We start from the raw sequence: 18,487 nt of genomic DNA, 5'->3' as shown, positions 1-18,487 counted from the left end.
GTGGGCGAAGGACAAGCCCCAGTGCCAAACCCAGTCCCCGTCAGTTCGATGTGGGCCGGGGTTGCGGCAATATTCGGCGCCGGCTTTGACCGCCGCGCAGGCGCCCTTTGCACGCGATTGCTCCGCAATCTCTCTCGGCGGACGACTTTCGCTGCGCGTGAAAGGCCGACGCGATTGCTCCGCAATCTCTCTCGGCGGACGACTTTCGCTGCGCGAAGGGCCGACGCGATTGCTCCTCAATCTCTCTCGGCGGACGACTTTCGCTGCGCGAAGGGCCGACGCGATTGCTTCGCAATCTCTCTCGGCGGACGACTTTCGCTGCGCGAAGGGCCGACGCGATTGCTCCGCAATCTCTCTCGGCGGACGACTTTCGCTGCGCGAAAGTCTTTGGTGGGTGATAAGAGATTCGAACTCCTGACATCTTCGATGTGAACGAAGCGCTCTACCACTGAGCTAATCACCCGTGAGGCGCCGTTTATCGACACCTGCAAAGCATTGCAACCCTCTGAATCGCTCTTCCATTCCGCGAGCGTCCGGTCAGGTCACTCCGTCTTTTGTCGCAGACGCAATTCCACGATCCGGCGGCCCGACAGCGTTTTCACACGCTTGATCTTTACCTTTCCCAAACCGGGCAGATCGACATCCCGCCCCTCTGCCAGGCTTTCGCCGATGATCGCCAGAGCCGCCTCGATCGCAGGTTTGGCCTCGCCACGCTTGATGCCGGACCGCTCGGCGGCAGCATCCAGCAGCTCCTTGTTCTTCAATGGTTCCGACTGCGGATCGGGCGATGACAAGGTCACGAGCGTCGGCTTGACCGCCGGTGCCGCCGCAATCGCGGCCTCCTGCAATTTCGGTTTTGACTCGGCCTGCCCGCCGGTATCCTCCGGTTGCCCGGACGTGTCTTTCTTGATTGTCATGGCTCTGCCTTCCAGTTGAAGCGCCGCTACAGGAAAGCAGATAAAGCCCCGAATTGCCAGCGAGTCGCCGCAAGCCCGCCGAACGGGCATCACCGGGCCGATCCGCAACCACCTGAATTTCTGCTGTAATAACTCCTTGACCTCAACCGGGCTTGACCCCGCATCCTGCCTCATCAGCAAGGAATGCCAATGACCGATTATCCCACCGCCACAACCGGCCCCGCCGAGCGGCTCCTGTCACCGGGCCAGCGCGGACCCGTCCTGTTGATCTCCAGCGGCATCGGCATGCATGCCTTCAATGACCTCGCCATCGCCGCGACAATCCCTCTGGCCTTCACCGCACTTGGCGATCTGTCCCTGCTGCCCGCCGCATATGCCCTCTTTTACCTGGGCGTCGTCTCCGGCGGGCTGATATCGGCCGAAGTGCAAAGCCGGATCGGGCTGACAAGAACATCCATTCTTGGAACATCCCTCTTCCTGACCGGCGTCCTTCTGACATGTGCAGCGCCCAACGGGATCAGCTTTGCCACGGGCCGCCTGCTCCAGGGCCTGTCGGACGGGATCATCGTCGCCCTGTGCTATGGCCTGATCCCAAGGCTGATCCGGCCTGAGATGAGAGCCCGCGTCTTTTCGGTCGAAGCGGTGGTTTGGGCCCTCGCGGCCGGCCTTGGCCCCCTCATCGGCGGCTATGTGACCGAAGCCCTGGGCTGGCGCGCCGCCATGCTGACCTGCCTGCCGCTGGTCCTGACCTTCCTGCTGCTCGCCCTGCCCGTGCTGAGATCGACAGATCTGACCGTTTCACCCGCTGACCGCAGAGCGCTCGGCCTCCCGGTCGCCGTGGCGCTTGCCGCCACGCTGGTCGTCGCCCTGCCCTCGGCCCTCCCCGAAACCGTCTGGACATTGCCCATGCTGCTCCTGGGCCTGGGCGGCTTCGGCCTCGCTTTCCAGCTCGACCAGCAGCGACCGAACAGGTTCTTCCCCACCGGGTTCTTTACGCTTTCGCCCCTCGGCCGCGCCGCCTGGACAAATTTCCTGATGCCGGTGGCCCAGGCCACCTCCACGGTCTTCCTGGCGCTGGCGCTTGTCAAAATCTGGGGGCTCTCTCCCATTATCACCGGCTGGATCATCATCACCCTCGCCCTCAGCTGGAGCGGCACCGCCTTCCTGCTCTCCCTCACCACCGCCCCCCGCCGCGCCCGGCTCCTGCGCCTCGGCCCCTTCGTGCAGGCCGCCGGGCTCGCCTGCCTCGCCGCCGGCCTCTCCCTGCAACTCCTGCCGCTGGTGCTTCTGGGTCAGATCTGCTGCGGCGCTGCCTTCGGTCTCACCTGGGGCCCGATCTCAGAGGTCATCATGACCATCACCCCGCCCGGGGAAACGGCCCGCACCTCGACCTTCCTGCCCACGCTGCAGACGACAGGCTTTGCCGTCGGCGCCGGGCTTTCGGGCTGGCTTGCCAGCCAGCTGGACCTCGTCTCCGACCTCGACACCGGCCAGCCCCAGGCCATCTGGACCCTCTGGGGCCTCGCAGCCCTGACCGCAACCCTGACCGGCCTGCTGACCCGCGGGGCATCCGGCCAGACACGCCCTAACCCCTTCATCTTGGCAAAAATACTCCCGCCGGAGGCAGGCCGCCGCCCGCCACAGGCACAGGTCCAAAGAAAAAGGCGCGCCCCTTTCGGAACGCGCCTTCTTCTATTTTCAAACCAGACCGATCAATGCGCCGCGCGCGACGCCTCGCTGATCGCATCCGCCGTGGCTGCGGCCCGGGCTGCGGCGGCGGCTTCCTCCGCCTCCTCATCCCATTCCACTGCTTCCGGCTCCCGCACCAGCGCCAGCTTCAGCACATCCCGCACATGGGTGACGGGAATGATCTCCAGCCCCTCTTTCACATTGTCGGGGATATCGGCCAGGTCCTTCTCATTCTCCTCCGGGATCAGCACCGTCTTGATGCCGCCGCGAAGCGCCGCGAGAAGCTTCTCCTTCAACCCGCCAATGGCAGAGGCATTGCCACGCAGCGTCACCTCCCCGGTCATCGCGATGTCCTTGCGCACCGGGATCTGCGTCAGCACCGACACGATCGCCGTCACCATCGCCAGACCGGCCGAGGGGCCGTCCTTCGGCGTCGCCCCGTCCGGCACGTGGACGTGGATGTCCATCCGGTCGAACCGCGGCGGTTTCACCCCGATCTCCGGCGCGATGGACCGCACGTAGGACGAGGCCGCATCGATCGACTCCTTCATCACGTCGCCCAGCTTGCCGGTGGTCTTCATCCGGCCCTTGCCCGGCAGGCGCAGCGCCTCGATCTGCAGCAGGTCGCCGCCCACGGAGGTATAGGCCAGCCCGGTGACGACACCGATCTGATCCTCCTTCTCCGCCAGCCCGTAGCGATATTTCTTCACGCCCAGGTAGTCGTCGAGGTTCTCCGCCGTCACGGCCACCGTCTCCACATCGCCCTTGATGATGGAGGTCACGGCCTTCCGTGCCAGCTTGCCCAGTTCGCGCTCAAGGTTCCGCACCCCGGCTTCGCGGGTGTAACGGCGCACCATCTCCACCAGCGCATCCTCGGAGACGGAGAATTCGCCTTTCCGCAGCCCGTGGTTCTTCACCTGCTTCGGCAGCAGATGCTGCTTGGCGATCTGGACCTTCTCGTCCTCAGTGTAGCCCGCCAGCGGAATGATCTCCATCCGGTCCAAGAGCGGCCCCGGCATGTTGTAGGAATTCGCCGTGGTCAGGAACATCACGTTCGAGAGGTCATATTCGACTTCCAGATAGTGATCGACAAAGGTGCCGTTCTGTTCCGGATCCAGCACTTCCAGCATGGCGGACGCCGGATCGCCCCGGAAATCCTGACCCATCTTGTCGATCTCATCGAGCAGGATCAGCGGGTTGGTCGTCTTGGCCTTTTTCAGCGCCTGGATGATCTTGCCGGGCATGGAGCCGATATAGGTTCGGCGGTGACCGCGGATCTCGCTCTCGTCACGCACGCCACCCAGCGAAATCCGGATGAATTCACGCCCCGTCGCCTTGGCCACAGATTTCCCCAGCGAGGTTTTACCCACGCCCGGAGGGCCGACAAGGCACATGATCGGCCCCTTCAGCTTTTTCGAGCGCTGCTGCACGGCAAGGTATTCGACGATCCGCTCCTTGACCTTCTCAAGGCCGTAGTGATCGGCGTTCAGCACCTCCTCGGCGCCATGCAGGTTCTTCTTCACGCGGCTCTTCACGCCCCACGGGATCGACAGCATCCAGTCGAGGTAATTGCGCACCACGGTGGCCTCGGCCGACATGGGCGACATGTTCTTGAGTTTTTTCAGCTCCGCCTCGGCCTTCTCCTTGGCCTCCTTCGACAGCTTGGTCTCCGCGATCTTGGCTTCGAGCTCTGCAATCTCGCCCTCACCATCCTCGCCGTCGCCCAGCTCCTTCTGGATCGCCTTCATCTGTTCGTTCAGATAATATTCGCGCTGCGTCCGCTCCATCTGGGATTTCACGCGGGTCTTGATCTTCTTCTCGACCTGCAGAACGGACATTTCGCCCTGCATCAGACCATAGACCTTCTCCAGCCGCTCGCTCACCGCCAGCGTCTCCAGCAGATCCTGCTTCTGGTCGACCTCGATCCCCAGATGACCGGCCACCAGATCGGCGAGCTTCGCCGGCTCCATGGCTTCCGACACGGCGGTCAGCGCCTCTTCGGGGATGTTCTTCTTCACTTTGGCGTAACGCTCGAATTCCTCCCCGACAGAGCGCAGCAGCGCCGTCGTGGTCTCCTCGTCGCCGGGCTCTTCTTCCAGAAGCTCGGCCCGCGCCTCGAAGTAATTCGGGTTGTCCAGATATTCGGTGATGCGCACGCGCGCGGTGCCTTCGACCAGCACCTTCACGGTGCCGTCGGGCAGTTTCAGCAGCTGCAGCACATTGGCCAGCACGCCGGTTTCGAAAATCGCGTCGGCCGAGGGCTCATCCTCAGAGGGGTCCTTCTGGCTGGACAGCAGGATCTGCTGGTCCTCCGCCATCACCTCCTCCAGCGCGCGCACCGACTTGTCGCGCCCCACGAAGAGCGGCACGACCATATGCGGGAACACGACGATATCGCGCAGCGGCAGGACGGGATAAGTGGGATTGAGAGGCTCGTTCATGCTCTATCCTTATGTTGGGCAAAGCGGGCCACCCCAAAATCTGGCAGCGGACGGCTTTCCGTTTACGAAAGGTGGATCTGGGTATGCCTGTGCCCGGAGTCAACCTGTTCACGCCAGTGTGCCCGTCGTGGCCGGGTGCGGCAAGCGCGTTTCGCGCCTGGCTGCATCAAATTATAGGGGTTTGGAAGCTTCGGCAGCATAATTGCGGTGCGATGGGTGCGATCACCCATCCTACAGGACCCTGCGCACCACCCGTTTGATGGGGGCCTGTCCCCATCCCGTCCCACGTTTCTAAACACTCCGCGCACCGCCCGTAGGACGGGTTTATGCCCCCGTCCCATCACACGTTTCGACACACTCCGCGCACCACCCGTAGGATGGGTGCTTGCACCCATCTCATCTTGATATCCCGCGGATCAGGAAAACACCGTCTCTCCGTCCGACAGCGGATGATAACAGGCCACCTGATGCGCCTTTCCCTCGGCGTAAGGCGCCAGCGGCGGTGGCGCCTCCCGGCAGATATCCGTGGCCTTGGGGCAGCGCGCCGCAAAGGCGCAGCCCTTGGGCGGGTTCATCGGATCAGGCAGATCCGTGGCCTTACCCTCCGGATTGACCAGCGGCCGCCCGACAACCGGCGCGGACGACGCCAGCAGCTTGGTATAGGGATGGCGCGGCGCCTTGAAGATATCCTCCGCCGGGGCCAGCTCCACCAGCGACCCGAAATAGAGCACCGCCACGCGGGTGGAGATCGCCTCCACCACCGCCAGATCATGCGAGATAAACAGATAGGTCAGCCCCAGCTCCGCCTTCAGCCGTTCCAGCAGGTTCAGCACCTGCGCCTGGATCGACACATCAAGCGCGGAGACCGGCTCATCCAGAATGATAATTCTCGCATCCGCCGCCAGAGCCCGCGCGATCCCGATCCTTTGCGCCTGCCCGCCCGAAAACTCATGCGGATAGCGTTCGAGGAATTCCTCCCGCAGGTTCACACTGTCGAAAATCTCCGCGATCCGCTTGTCGCGTGCGGCCTTGTTCATGCCATGCAGGTTCTTCAGCGGTGCTTCCATCACCTGCCGGATCGTCTTGCGCGGGTTGAGCGAGGAGATCGGGTCCTGAAACACATACTGGATCTTCTTGCCGAACTCCGCCGGATTGGCATTGTCGAGCTTGGCGCCGTTGATCTCGATCAGCCCCTCCGACGCGGGCAGCAGCCCCACCAGCATCCGCGCCAGCGTGGACTTGCCACAGCCCGACTCGCCCACAATGCCCAAAGTCTCCCCCAGCTCCACATCCAGCGACACCGGCCGCACCGCATGAACATGGGCCTTGGCGGGCCGGAACATCCGCTTGCCGATCTCGAAGGTCTTGCTCAGGTTCTCAAGCTTCAGCGCGATGGTCATGCCTGGCCCTCCTGCGTCAGATGGTCGGGCACCTTGGCCACCACGGTGGGCATGCCCTCCAGATGCGTTTCGGGATAGAGGCAGCGCACCTTGCGCCGCGCATTCCCCTCAAGCTCCACATTGCCGACCTGGCAGAGCGCCTGCGCCTTCTGGCACCGTGGCGCAAAGGCACAGCCCGGCTGCAGCTTGTCGACCGCAGGCGGCAGGCCCGGGATGGCATGCAGTTCCCTCCGCCCCTCGCCCAGCTCCGGCACACAGGCGATCAGGCGGCGCGTATAGGGATGGGCGGCGTCGTCCAGCACCGCCTGCGTCGGCCCCGTCTCCACGATCCGGCCCGCATACATCACCGCCACCCGGTCACAGAGCTGCGCCACCACGCCAAAGTCATGGGTGATGAAGATGATCGCCAGCCCCCGCTCCCGCCGCAGGTCATTCAGCAGCGCCAGCACCTGCGCCTGCACCGTCACGTCAAGCGCCGTCGTCGGCTCATCCGCGATGATCACGTCAGGGTCGTTGGCCAGCGCCATGGCGATGCCGACGCGCTGCCGCATGCCGCCCGACATCTCATGCGGATAGACCTTGGCGCGCCCCTCCGGATTGGGAATCCGCACCTGTTTCAGCAGATCGACCGCCCGTTTCCACGCCTCCGCCTTGCTGACGGAATGATGCACCCGGATCGCCTCGCACAGCTGATCGCCGACGGTATAAAGCGGATGCAGCGTCGCCAGCGGATCCTGGAAGATATAGGCCACCTTGTCGCCGCGATACTTCCGCAGCTTCTCATAAGGCGCCCCGATCAGCTCTGTCCCGTCATAGCGGGCCGAGCCGCCCACGATCACGCCCGGAGGCGAGGCCACCAGCCCCATGATGCTGAGCGCCGTGACGGATTTTCCCGACCCCGACTCGCCGATCACCCCCAGGCATTCCCCCGGCGCCACATGCAGCGAGACATGGTTGACGGCCTTGTAGACCCGCGGCCCGACATGGAACTGCGTCTGCAGATCGGTCAGCACCAGCGCGCCCTCTTCCACCGGCTCCGGCACCGGCCCTGCCCGCTCCACCCGCGTCGCGGGCATCGGCCGGGTCAGCGCGCCAGAGCGCAGGCGCGGGTCCAGAGCATCCCGCACCCCGTCGCCCAGCAGATTGATCGCCATGACGATGATCAGGATCATCACCCCCGGCACGACAGAGGTATGCGGATTGGTGATCAGCGCCGAACGCGCCTCCCCCAGCATCGACCCCAGATCGGCCTGCGGCGGCTGGCTCCCCAGCCCCAGAAACGACAGCCCCGCCGTCTCAAGGATCATCCAGCCGATGGTCGTCGACATGGCGATCACGATGACCGGGATCACATTCGGCAGGATCTCCGAGACGATGATCTTCAGATGCCCCTCGCCCGCCAGCTTGGCCGCATCGACAAATTCCTTATGCGCAATCCCCACGGTCACCCCGCGAATATTGCGCGCAAAGAAGGGGATGTTCACCGCGGCCACGGCGATCAGCGCATTCACCAGCCCCGGTCCCAGAGCCGCAACAATGGCCAAAGCCAGAAGGATATAGGGAAAGGCCATCAGCATATCGACGCCGCGCATGATCACGTTATCCGTTGTCCCGCCGAAATAGCCCGCCACGATCCCGATCGCCGCCCCGAAAAACGCCGCAAAGATCGCCGCCGCGATCCCCACGGCCAAAGACAGCCGCGTCCCCCACAACAGCCGCGACAGCAGATCGCGCCCCAGATGGTCGGTCCCCAGCAGATGCCCCTCCGAAAAGGGCTTGAGGAACCGGTTGGCCGTATCCGTCACATTGGGTTCGGCCAGCGGCAGCACCGGCGTCAGCAGCGCCAGCAGCAGCACAAAGATCATCACCACGGCGCCAGCGGCGGCCAGACGATTGCGGAAGAGGAGCTTGAGAAAGGTCATGTCTTGATCCTCGGGTCCAGAAGCGACTGCGCCACGTCAACCGCAATATTGAAAAGCACGTAGCAGGCCGCGACAAAGACCACGCCCCCCTGCACCAGCAGGATGTCCCGCTTCAGGATCGCATCCACCAGCATCCGCCCCACGCCGGGCCACTGGAACACCATCTCGATATAGACCGCGCCCGACAGCACGAACCCCGCCTGCACCCCCAGCACCGGGATGATCGTGACCATGGCGGCCTTCAGCGCATGCGCCCAGACCACGCGCCCCTCGCGCACCCCCTTGGCCCGTGCCGTCCGGATGAAATCCTGCCTGAGCACCTCCAGCATGGCCGAGCGTGACAGCCGCGCCACCACCCCCGTCGCCACAACCGACAGCGCCAAAGCCGGCATGATCAGGTGATTGAGCAGATCGGGCAGATCCCCCCCGCCATAGATCGCATACATCCCCGAGACCGGCAGCATCTTCCAGCGCACCGCAAACAGCAGGATCATCATCATGCCGAGGAAGAACGACGGGATCGAAATCCCCAGCAAAACCGCAAAGGTGATTGCCTTGTCCGCAAACCCGTATTGCCGCGCCGCCGACACGACCCCCGCCGCGATCCCCAGTATCGCGCAGAGCACAAAGGACGTCCCCGCCAGTATGAGCGTCGCCGAAAACCGGTCCAGCACCTCGTCGATCACCGGCCGGTTCAGCGAAAACGACCGTCCGAAATCGCCCGTCACCATATTGCCCAGCCAGATGAAATACCGCGCCACCAGGGGCTGATCGAGCCCCAGGTCCCGGTTCAGCTTCTCCACATTCTCCGGCGTCGCATAAGACCCCAGAATGGCCAGAGCCGGATCGCCCGGAATCATCGCCATGATCAGGAACACGATCACCGTGATCCCGAACAGCACCGGGATCGCCGAGATCAGTCGTTTTACGATATATCCACCCATGGGGCTTCCCTTTCCTGGCCAGTGACTGGGTCGGGCAATGCGGGGCCTTCAGCTTTTTCTTGCCTCAAATATCCCCGCCGGAGGCCGCGCCGCGCGGCACGCGCGGCGCCCCGATCGGGCCGCAAAGCGGCCCGATCAAATCATCTCAGGCCGGACCGCAACAGCAGCACAATCAAACCTTGTCGGATCGGGGCGCGCCAGCGCCCCGATCCTGATCACAAACAGAACGTCAGTTCTTCACGACATCCTTGAGCAGCAGGAAGAACGACGGCTCCAGCTCGAAATTCTCCACCCGGTCCGACATCACGGCATTCTGCTTCCAGTTCGCCACAAAGACCCAGGGTGCATCTTCCTGCACGATCTCCTGCATCTTCTTGTAAAGCGCGGCGCGCTCCGCCTGATCCGTGGCGACCCGTGCCTCTTCCAGCAGCTTGTCGACCTCCGGGTTGGAATAATAGCCCGAGTTGAACCCGCCCTTGTCGGGCCATGCATCCGTGCGCAGCGCCAGATAGGGCAGCGTGTCCGGATCGTTGGTCATCCAGGCCATCTCGGCCATATCCGCCTTGCCCTCAAGCCCCGGGTTCACCTCACCCAGGAAGGTGTTCCACTCATAGGTCTCGATCTTAACGTCAAAACCCACGGCTTCCAGATCGGCCTGGATCGCCGTCCCCATGGCAATCGGGTCCAGCATGCCAGAGCCGCCCTCGGTGACATAGAACGTCAGTTCCGGGCTCTCCATACCAGCCTCGGCCAGCAGCGCCTTCGCCTTCTCCGGATCATAGGGATAGGGCTCCAGCGCTTCATTATAGGCCCAGGCAAAGGCCGGCGGCGTGGGCCCCGCGGCCACATCCGCCGTGCCTTCCAGCACCTGATCGACCAGCGCGGATTTGTTGATCGCGTAATTGGCCGCCTGACGCACGGCCTTCTCGGCAAAGGGGCCTTCCTTGGCATTCAGGATCAGAAACCACACATGCGGTCCGGCCTGTTCCAGCACGCTGAAGGTATCGCCCTGAAATTCCGACAGCGCGACGGGGGGCACTTCGACCATCACGTCGATCCCGCCCGCCAGCATCTCTGCCGTCCGGGTGTTCGCATCGGTGATGGGCCGGAACACGACCGCCTCGGTGGCCGGCGCGCCGTCCCAATAGTCAGGGTTCGCCTCAACCACGACCGCCTCGTTCGACCGCCATTCGGCAAATTTGAACGGGCCCGTCCCAACCGGATTGCGACCGAAATCGGCCCCGTTGGCCTCCACCGCCGCCGGAGAGACAATGAGCCCCGTCGGATAGGCCAGATTGGACAGGAACGGCGCATAGGGCGCGCTCAGCTTGAATTTGACGGTCAGCGGATCGACAACTTCTGTCTCCTCCACCGAAGAGAAGAAGAACGACAGCGGGAAAGGCCCGGTGTCGTGGAACGGATGGTCTTCTTTCAGCATCCGGTCAAAGTTGAACTTCACCGCCTCGGCGTTGAAATCGCTGCCGTCGTGGAATTTCACACCCTCGCGCAGCTTGAACGTATATTCCGTGCCGTCCTCGGAAATCTCCCAGGATTCGGCCAGTGCGGGCTCCACTTCCAGTGTGCCCGATTTGTACCGCACCAGCCCGTCATAGACGTTCATCAGGATACGGAAGTCGTTCACCGCGGTCACCGCCGCCGGGTCGAGCGCCTTCGGCTCCGCGATCTGGCCGACGATCAGCACGCCGGGCGGTGTCTGCGCCAGCGCGGGCACCGCCGCGCCCAATGCTGCCACGGCCACCCCGGCCGCAAGAACCCCCCGACGGGTCCAGTTCAGAAATCCATCAGTCATGCGCCTCTCCCTGTTGCAGGCTGCTATATTGATCATGATAAATTGCAGTCAGGCAAATTGTCATGATAAATTCAAGAGGCCAGACAAGGGAGACCGGCCAATGACCTTTTCCATCCTCGCATATGACGCAGAAACGGGCAGATTCGGCGCAGGTGCCGCAACCGGCTCCTTATGTGTCGGCGGATGGGTTCTGCGCGGCACCCTCGCCTCCGGCATGTCGGCCAGCCAGGGCACGGCGCCCTCCACCGTCTGGGGGGAAACGGTTCTGGACCATATGAAACAAGGACTTAGCGCCTCAGACGCCGTCGAAAAGGTCACCTCAGCCGACAAAGGCCGGGCCTATCGCCAGCTCGCCGCCATCGACCCCAGAGGCACGACATCCGCCTTTACCGGCGGTGAAAGCGTGCCCGCCTGCGGCCACCGCGCGGCTGAGAATGTCATCGTTTCCGGCAATATGCTGGCCAGCGAAGCCGTGCTCGAGGCCATCCTCGACACCTTCCTGACCACGGAAGACCGGTTCGACAAACGCATCCTCGCCGCCCTCAACGCCGGCGAAGCGGCCGGAAGTGATTCCCGTGGCCTCATGTCCGCCGCACTGCTGATGATCGGCTATGATATGCCGCCCCTCACCCTGCGCGTCGATTATTCCGAAACCCCGCTGGAGGATCTGCGCAAACTGCACCTGCGCGCCACCAAGGGCGCCTATGCCGAATGGATGCACCTCGTGCCCACCATTCAGACGCCTGACCGCGCGCCGACGCCCGAAGATATCGACCGGCTCAGTCAGCCCGCCGACCCCGATGACGATATCCCGACGCCCTTTGTCGAAACCGACTGACAGTCCGGGCAGCATCGCCGTCAGGCCGACATGAACCCCTTGAGGATCTCGGCCTCCTGCGCCTCCATCAGCGCTTCCGCCGTGGCCATGTGATCGGACATCACCAGCCGTGCGCGCACCGCATCGCCGTCGCGCAAGGCCTCGATCAGCTGCAACTGATAGGCACGCCCCTTGGACCAGAGCTCCACATTGGGCGGATCGTACAGCTTCCGATAAACCGTCATATCGGTGAGGATCTGCGCCATGAACCCGATTATGAAGCCCAGCAGCTCATTCTCCGCATAGCCCGCCAGCCGCTGGTGAAAGAGCAGAGAGGCCACATGCTGCGCCCGCTCCTCCTCCGCCGTGGTGGCAGGATGGCGATAGCGCTCCGCGATCTCCTCCAGCGTGGCCAGCTGATCCTCGCGCAGCTTTCCGGCAAGCGATGCTGCCAGCTCCGGCTCCATCATCCGCCGCAGGCTGTAGATGTCATGCAGGGTCAGATCGCGGAAATAAAAGTAATTGCCCAGCAGCGCCCGCGCCCGCTCGCCCGACACCTCATGCACGAAACTGCCGCCCCCCGGGCCGGTCCGCGTCTTGACCAGCCCCTGCGCCTCAAGAATGCGCATCGCCTCGCGGATCGTGCCTTTGGACCGACCGAACCGCTCCATCATCTCGGCTTCGCCAGGCAGCCTGTCGCCACCGCGCAGCCCCTGGGAAACCACCCAGTCCTTGATCGCGTCAGCCACCGCAACAGGGCGGGATCGCTTCTGCACCTCCGCACCTGCCTTGAGCTCCGACCTGTCCGTCCCGTCACCTGGCATTTAACTGGATTACCGCGTCGCAGCCCCCCTTGCCAAGACAATTCATCATGAGAAATTGCGCCTTCCCGGCCCGACACGGCCAACCGCCGCAATTCAACCCAACCGCAGCTGACGACAGTCCGACTTCATCTTTCCAAAAATACTCCCGCCGGAGGCAGAGACGCGCCGGGTCCGCAGGACCCGGCGTGCGGATCGGGCCGTGCAGACGGCCCGAAATCAGGTCCGATACGGATCGCTTATTTCAGCGCCGCGTCGGTGATCTCCAGCGTATAGGCGCCCTCGGGCTCCTTGGTGATCGCCGGGTTCTCCGGCGAGACGGCCTTCAGCAGCGTCGCCACCGTCTGCTCGTAATCCGCCGGGTCCAGCGCGCCGTCCGACCCTGCGGTCAGCTTGGCGACCTCGCCCATCATGTAGGTCTGGTGCTCCAGCGTCTGGGCACCGGTCTCGTCGGCCTCAACCACGATCTCCGCGGCCTCGTCGGGATGCTCCTCGGCATATTTCCAGCCCTTCATGGATGCCGCGACAAACCGGACCATCTTGTCCTTGAACGCATCGTCGGACAGGCTGTCCTCCAGCACGTAAAGACCGTCCTCCAGCATGCCGAACCCTTCTTCAAGGTAGTTGAAGGTCACCAGCTCGTCCGCGGTGATCCCGGCATCGAGGATCTGCTTGTACTCGTTATAAGTCATGGTCGAGATGCAGTCGGCCTGACCCTGGATCAGCGGATCGGCGGAGAACGCCTGCTTGATCACGGTCACGCCATTGTCGTCGGCACCGTCCGTCTCCACACCCAGAGAGGCCATCCAGGCATAGAACGGATATTCATTGCCGTAGAACCAGACGCCCATGGTTTTGCCGGGGAAATCCGCCGGGCTCTCGACACCGGTGGACTTCAGGCAGTTGACCTGCAGCCCGCCCGATTTGAACGGCTGGGCGATATTGACCAGCGGCACACCGCGTTCACGCGCGGCCAGACCGGCCGCCATCCAGGTCACGATGACATCGGCACCGCCGCCTGCGATCACCTGCTCCGGCGCGATATCCGGGCCACCGGCCTTGATCGTCACGTCGAGGTCGGCCTCGTCATAAAACCCCTTCGCCTCGGCCACGTAATAGCCCGCGAACTGCGCCTGTGTGACCCATTTCAGCTGCAGCGTGACCGGATCGACCGCCTGTGCCGCACCGCCCGCCACCATGGCCGCGGTCAGCGCGGCCCAGCTCAGAACTTGTTTCATACCATTAGCTCCCGTTGGTTTAGTTTTATCCCCGTTGCGAGGGATGCCAGAACGTGACCTTTCGTTCGATGAGGGCCACGATACCGTAGAAGGCAGACCCCGCCAGAGCGGCCACGACGATTTCCGCCCAGACCATGTCCAGCGCCAGCTGACCTACGGATATTGAAATGCGGAAGCCCATCCCCACAATGGGAGAGCCGAAGAACTCCGCCACGATGGCCCCGATCAGAGCCAGCGTCGATGAAATTTTGAGCCCGTTGAACACAAAGGGCATAGCCGCAGGCAGACGCAGTTTCCACAAGCCCTGCCAATAGCTTGCCGCCCATGTCTTCATCTGGTCCCGCTGCATCTGCGTGGTTTCCTGCAGCCCGGCGGTGATGTTCACCAGCATCGGGAAAAAGACCATGGCGACCACCACCGCGGCCTTGGACTGCCAGTCGAACCCGTACCACATGACGAGAATGGGCGCCGTGCCGACAATCGGCAGCGCCGCCACGAAAGACCCGACCGGCATCAGCCCGCGCCGCAGGAAATCGCTGCGGTCCACGGCGATGGCCACGACAAAGGCCGCAAGCCCCCCGATCACATAGCCCGACAGCGCTCCCTTGATCACCGTCTGCAGAAAATCCTGCCAGAGCACCGGCAGGCTGACCGAAATCCGCTCCGCAATCAGCGTCGGCGCGGGCAGGATCACCATGGGCACCGACAGGCCGCGCACGATCAGCTCCCACCCCACCAGCAGCGTCAGGCCGAAGATCGCCGGCACCGCGAATTTCACCGGCCGCGTCTCTGCCGCCGGGCCATTGGCCAGCCGGACGTTCAGCCACCAGGCCAGCCCCCAGAGCACAAGCGCCACACCAACCAGCATCATCGCCCCACCCCCATACGGCGGAGCGTCGTCCGTTCCAGCCCCGAGATGATCGCCACCAGCACCGCCGCCAGGATCGCCGTGGCAAAGAGCGCCGACCAGATCTGCACCGTCTGGCCGTAATAGCTCCCCGTCAGCAGCCGCACACCCAGCCCCCGCCCGCCACCGGCCGGCAATTCGCCGACAATCGCCCCCACCAGCGAAGCCGCGATACCGATCTTGAGCGAGGCAAAGAGATAGGGCGCCGAGGATGGCAGCCGCAGTTTAAAGAACGTCTGTTCCCGGGAGGCATTCCAGGTCCGCATTTGATCCAGCTGCATCAGCGAGGGGCTGCGCAGCCCCTTCACCATGCCCACCAGCACCGGAAAGAAGGACAGATAGGCAGAAATGATCGCCTTGGGCAGCAGCCCCTGTATCCCCTGCGAATTCAGCACCACGATGATCATCGGCGCAATGGCCAGGATCGGAATGGTCTGGGAGGCGATGGCCCAGGGCATCACCGACATATCCATCGCCCGCGAATGCACGATCCCCACCGCCAGCACGATCCCGGCCACCGTCCCGATGGCAAAGCCCAAGAGCGTCGAAGACAGCGTCACCCAGCCATGATAGACAAGGCTGCGCTTCGACGTCACCTTCTGCATCACGGTCGTCTGCCAGAGCTCTGCCACCACCTGATGCGGCGCCGGCAGCTTCGGCTTGTCCAGCTGATAGGTCAGCCCCCAGGCCGCCGGATTGCGCGCGGCGAGGGCAAAGGCGCCCATCTCCCGCCGCTCTCCCGGTGCCTCGGGCGAGATCTCGATCCCCGCCCGGCCAGCCAGATTGGCGGCCAGATGGATGTTCATCGGAATGCAGGCCACATACCAGAAGGCCATGATCGCGGCCACGACAACGGCAACAGGGAAAATGCGGCTCATGTCCGGCGCCCCCTGCTGAACAGCCATTTCTCAGGCGCCTCCGGATGCTGCCGGATCAACCGCCAGTCCAGCCAGCCAAAACCCCCGAAGACCGCCACCAGCCCCGGCAGGGAAATCCACACAGGAAGCGCGCGCCGCGGCGGCAGTTCACTGTCCTCCGGCGGCTCCGGCGCCAACAGCAGATAGGCCCCGATCACCGTCACAACCATCAGCCCATAGGTCGGCAGCCAGCGCCTGCACCAGATCGCGGCCAGATCGGCAGAGGTCTGCGGCGCCTTAGTCATAAGCATGCCCGGCCCGGAGCCCCTCACGCACCCGATGCGCAATCTCAAGGAATTCCGGCGTGTCCCGGATATCGAGCGGCCGGTCCTTCGGCAGCGGGCTGTCGATCACATCGGTGATCCGGCCCGGCCGCGGAGACATCACCACGATCTTGGTCGACAGATACACCGCCTCCGGGATCGAATGGGTGACAAATCCGATGGTCTTGCCGGTCCGCGCCCAGAGCTTCAGCAGCTCCTCGTTCAGATGATCCCGCACAATCTCGTCCAGCGCCCCGAAGGGCTCGTCCATCAGCAGGATATCCGCGTCAAAGGACAGCGCCCGCGCGATGGAGGCGCGCTGCTGCATGCCGCCCGACAGCTGCCAGGGGAACTTGCCGCCAAAGCCTGCCAGATCGACCAGCTCCAGCACCCGCTCAACCCGTTTCTTCTGCTCCTCCTTGGAAAACCCCATGATTTCCAGAGGCAGCTTGATATTCCCGGCAATCGTCCGCCAGGGGTAAAGCCCCGCCGCCTGAAACACATAGCCATAGGCCCGCGCGCGCCGCGCCTCCTCCGGCTCCATCCCGTTGACGGTGAGCGTGCCGCCGGTCGGCGTCTCCAGCGCCGCGATGCACCGCAGGAAGGTCGTCTTGCCACAGCCCGACGGCCCGATAAAGCTGACGAAATCGCCCTTACCGATATCGAGGTCCACGCCCTTCAGCGCATGGACCGGGCCGTCGCCCGTCTGGAAGGTCAGATCGAGGCTCTTGGCGGAAATAACGGGAACAGGCGCCACTCAGATCCCCGCCGGAATATTCATCGGATCACGCTGCACCGACCGGGGCGAGTTCAGCTCTTTCCACTTCGTCAGCGCCTTCGCGGCCGAGGAGAACGGCTTGCGCGGCACGAACCGCCCCCGGCCCGGCTGCGGCTGAGAATTCTGCCCCCAGGCCCAGATCACCTCGCCACGGCTCAGCGTGTAACGCGGCTGCGCCGTCACCTCCATCCCCTCGAAGACATTGTAATCAAGGATGGAATGGTGGTTGGAGGCCGAGATCGTCTTCTTGATCGACGGATCCCAGACCACGATATCCGCATCCGCCCCGGGCACGATTGCCCCCTTCTGCGGATACATGTTCAGGATCTTCGCGATATTGGTCGAGGTCACGGCGACAAACTCCTCAGGCGTCAGCCGCCCCGTTTCCACGCCCCGGGTCCAGAGCACCCCAAGACGCTCCTCCAGCCCGTTGGTCCCATTGGGGATCTTCGTGAAATCCCCCACGCCCATCTTCTTCTGGTCGGAATTGAACGCCGCATGATCCGTCGCCACAACCTGCAGCGACCCGGCCTGCAACCCGGCCCAGAGCCCGTCCTGATGCTCCTTGCCGCGGAACGGCGGCGACATCACCCGGCGCGCCGAATGCAGCCAGTCCTCGCTCAGATACTCGTCATCATCCAGCGTCAGGAACTGCGCCAGCGGCTCGCCATAGACCCGCATCCCCTTCTGACGCGCCCGGCGGATCGCCTCATGCGCCTGCTCACAACTCACATGCACAATGTACAAAGGCGTCCCCGCCGCATCGGCAATGGTAATGGCCCGGTTCGCCGCCTCGCCCTCGAACTCGGGCGGGCGCGAGCGTGCATGCCATTCGGGGCCCGTCTTCCCCTCCGCCAGAAACTTCTTCTGCATCAGATCGACAAGATCGCCATTCTCCGCATGCACCATCGGCAGCGCCCCCAGCTCGCGACAGCGGGAGAAGGAGGCGAACATCTCATCATCCTCCACCATCAAAGCGCCCTTGTAGGCCATGAAATGCTTGAAGGAATTCACCCCGGCATCCACCGCGTCCTTCATCTCCTCAAAGATGTTTTCGTTCCAGCCGGTGATCGCCATATGATAGCCGATGTCCGAGCAAATCTGCGGCGCCGATTTCCGGTGCCACTCCGCCACGGCGTTCTTGATAGACCCGTCCTCGCCCGGCAGGCAGAAATCGATCACCATGGTCGTGCCACCACAGGCCGCGGCCCAGGTCCCGGTCTCAAAGGTCTCCGCCGCCGTCGTGCCCATAAAGGGCATCTCCAGATGGGTATGCGGATCGATCCCGCCGGGGATCACATAAGCCTCCGAGGCGTCAATGACCTCATCCCCCTTCAGCCCCTCGCCGATCTCGACGATCACCTCGCCCTCGATCAGCACATCCGCCTTCACCTGGCGATCCGCCGTGACAACCGTGCCGCCCTTGATGACCTTGCTCATAGCCTATCTCCCTTCAAGACAACCCCCTGCTTTTTCTTGCAAAAAATATCCCGGGGGTCCGGGGGCAGCGCCCCCGGCCGGGGGGCCCCCCCCCCCCCCCCCCGCGAGAAAAAAAAAAACCACCCCCCCCCCCCCCCCCCCCCAACACCCGCCCCACCCGGCCCCCCCCCCCCCCCCCCAGGC

14 protein-coding genes, 1 tRNA gene and 1 pseudogene are annotated in these 18,487 nt (G+C 63.8%); 2 read left to right on the top strand and 14 right to left on the bottom strand.

Going from position 1 to position 18,487, the window contains the following annotated elements:
- Positions 1-388 precede the first annotated feature (388 nt).
- Both ACRARG_RS20520 and ACRARG_RS20515 read right to left on the bottom strand, forming a co-directional pair.
- Positions 389-463 (bottom strand) — tRNA-Val (locus tag ACRARG_RS20520).
- A 79-nt stretch (positions 464-542) separates the two neighbouring features.
- Positions 543-917 (bottom strand): HU family DNA-binding protein, encoded by a 375-nt coding sequence (locus tag ACRARG_RS20515; RefSeq protein ID WP_432691893.1) that lies wholly within the window; start codon positions 915-917, stop codon positions 543-545.
- Between the two features lie 183 nt (positions 918-1,100).
- On the opposite strand from ACRARG_RS20515, the pseudogene ACRARG_RS20510 reads away from it, so the two are divergent.
- A pseudogene (locus tag ACRARG_RS20510) lies at positions 1,101-1,703 on the top strand (MFS transporter); the annotation flags it as partial.
- A gap of 926 nt (positions 1,704-2,629) precedes the next feature.
- Here ACRARG_RS20510 and lon read toward each other — a convergent pair.
- From lon to ACRARG_RS20485, 5 genes are all read right to left on the bottom strand, one after another.
- Entirely contained in the window at positions 2,630-5,047 is a 2,418-nt protein-coding gene (gene lon / locus ACRARG_RS20505) for an endopeptidase La (RefSeq protein WP_432691892.1), read from the bottom strand.
- 416 nt (positions 5,048-5,463) lie between these two features.
- Positions 5,464-6,447: an ABC transporter ATP-binding protein gene (locus ACRARG_RS20500; RefSeq protein WP_432691891.1), complete on the bottom strand. Its 984-nt coding sequence runs from the start codon at positions 6,445-6,447 to the stop codon at positions 5,464-5,466.
- Complete coding sequence (locus ACRARG_RS20495; RefSeq protein ID WP_432691890.1) at positions 6,444-8,369, bottom strand: dipeptide/oligopeptide/nickel ABC transporter permease/ATP-binding protein; 1,926 nt, start codon at positions 8,367-8,369, stop codon at positions 6,444-6,446. The genes ACRARG_RS20500 and ACRARG_RS20495 overlap by 4 nt, the downstream gene beginning before the upstream one ends.
- On the bottom strand, positions 8,366-9,313 hold the full coding sequence (locus ACRARG_RS20490; RefSeq protein WP_432691889.1) for an ABC transporter permease: 948 nt from the start codon (positions 9,311-9,313) through the stop codon (positions 8,366-8,368). Before ACRARG_RS20490 ends, ACRARG_RS20495 begins: the two co-directional genes overlap by 4 nt.
- A gap of 229 nt (positions 9,314-9,542) precedes the next feature.
- Positions 9,543-11,123 carry an ABC transporter substrate-binding protein gene (locus ACRARG_RS20485; protein ID WP_432691888.1) on the bottom strand — a complete coding sequence of 527 codons (1,581 nt, stop codon included), beginning with the start codon at positions 11,121-11,123 and terminating at the stop codon, positions 9,543-9,545.
- Positions 11,124-11,223: 100 nt separating this feature from the next.
- On the opposite strand from ACRARG_RS20485, the gene ACRARG_RS20480 reads away from it, so the two are divergent.
- Positions 11,224-11,961, top strand: a complete 738-nt coding sequence (locus tag ACRARG_RS20480; protein ID WP_432691887.1) for a DUF1028 domain-containing protein — start codon at positions 11,224-11,226, stop codon at positions 11,959-11,961.
- Between the two features lie 20 nt (positions 11,962-11,981).
- Here ACRARG_RS20480 and ACRARG_RS20475 read toward each other — a convergent pair whose 3' ends face one another.
- The 7 genes from ACRARG_RS20475 to hydA form a co-directional block, all read right to left on the bottom strand.
- Positions 11,982-12,764 carry a FadR/GntR family transcriptional regulator gene (locus tag ACRARG_RS20475; protein ID WP_432691886.1) on the bottom strand — a complete coding sequence of 261 codons (783 nt, stop codon included), beginning with the start codon at positions 12,762-12,764 and terminating at the stop codon, positions 11,982-11,984.
- 236 nt (positions 12,765-13,000) lie between these two features.
- A complete protein-coding gene (locus ACRARG_RS20470) occupies positions 13,001-13,999 on the bottom strand; it encodes an ABC transporter substrate-binding protein (protein ID WP_432691885.1) in 999 nt (332 codons plus the stop codon).
- 25 nt (positions 14,000-14,024) lie between these two features.
- Complete coding sequence (locus ACRARG_RS20465; RefSeq protein ID WP_432691884.1) at positions 14,025-14,870, bottom strand: ABC transporter permease; 846 nt, start codon at positions 14,868-14,870, stop codon at positions 14,025-14,027.
- Positions 14,867-15,784, bottom strand: coding sequence for an ABC transporter permease (locus ACRARG_RS20460; protein WP_432691883.1), 918 nt, complete (start codon positions 15,782-15,784; stop codon positions 14,867-14,869). Before ACRARG_RS20460 ends, ACRARG_RS20465 begins: the two co-directional genes overlap by 4 nt.
- Positions 15,781-16,074 (bottom strand): hypothetical protein, encoded by a 294-nt coding sequence (locus tag ACRARG_RS20455; RefSeq protein WP_432691882.1) that lies wholly within the window; start codon positions 16,072-16,074, stop codon positions 15,781-15,783. Before ACRARG_RS20455 ends, ACRARG_RS20460 begins: the two co-directional genes overlap by 4 nt.
- Positions 16,061-16,843, bottom strand: a complete 783-nt coding sequence (locus ACRARG_RS20450) for an ABC transporter ATP-binding protein (RefSeq protein WP_432691881.1) — start codon at positions 16,841-16,843, stop codon at positions 16,061-16,063. The genes ACRARG_RS20455 and ACRARG_RS20450 overlap by 14 nt, the downstream gene beginning before the upstream one ends.
- Positions 16,844-18,304 carry a dihydropyrimidinase gene (gene hydA, locus ACRARG_RS20445; protein ID WP_432691880.1) on the bottom strand — a complete coding sequence of 487 codons (1,461 nt, stop codon included), beginning with the start codon at positions 18,302-18,304 and terminating at the stop codon, positions 16,844-16,846.
- Positions 18,305-18,487: the final 183 nt, after the last annotated feature.

It is taken from the genome of Pseudooceanicola profundi, assembly GCF_050897955.1.
In the GTDB taxonomy this organism is placed as follows: Bacteria; Pseudomonadota; Alphaproteobacteria; order Rhodobacterales; family Rhodobacteraceae; genus Pseudooceanicola.
This window is presented reverse-complemented; position numbering and strand designations above follow the sequence as displayed.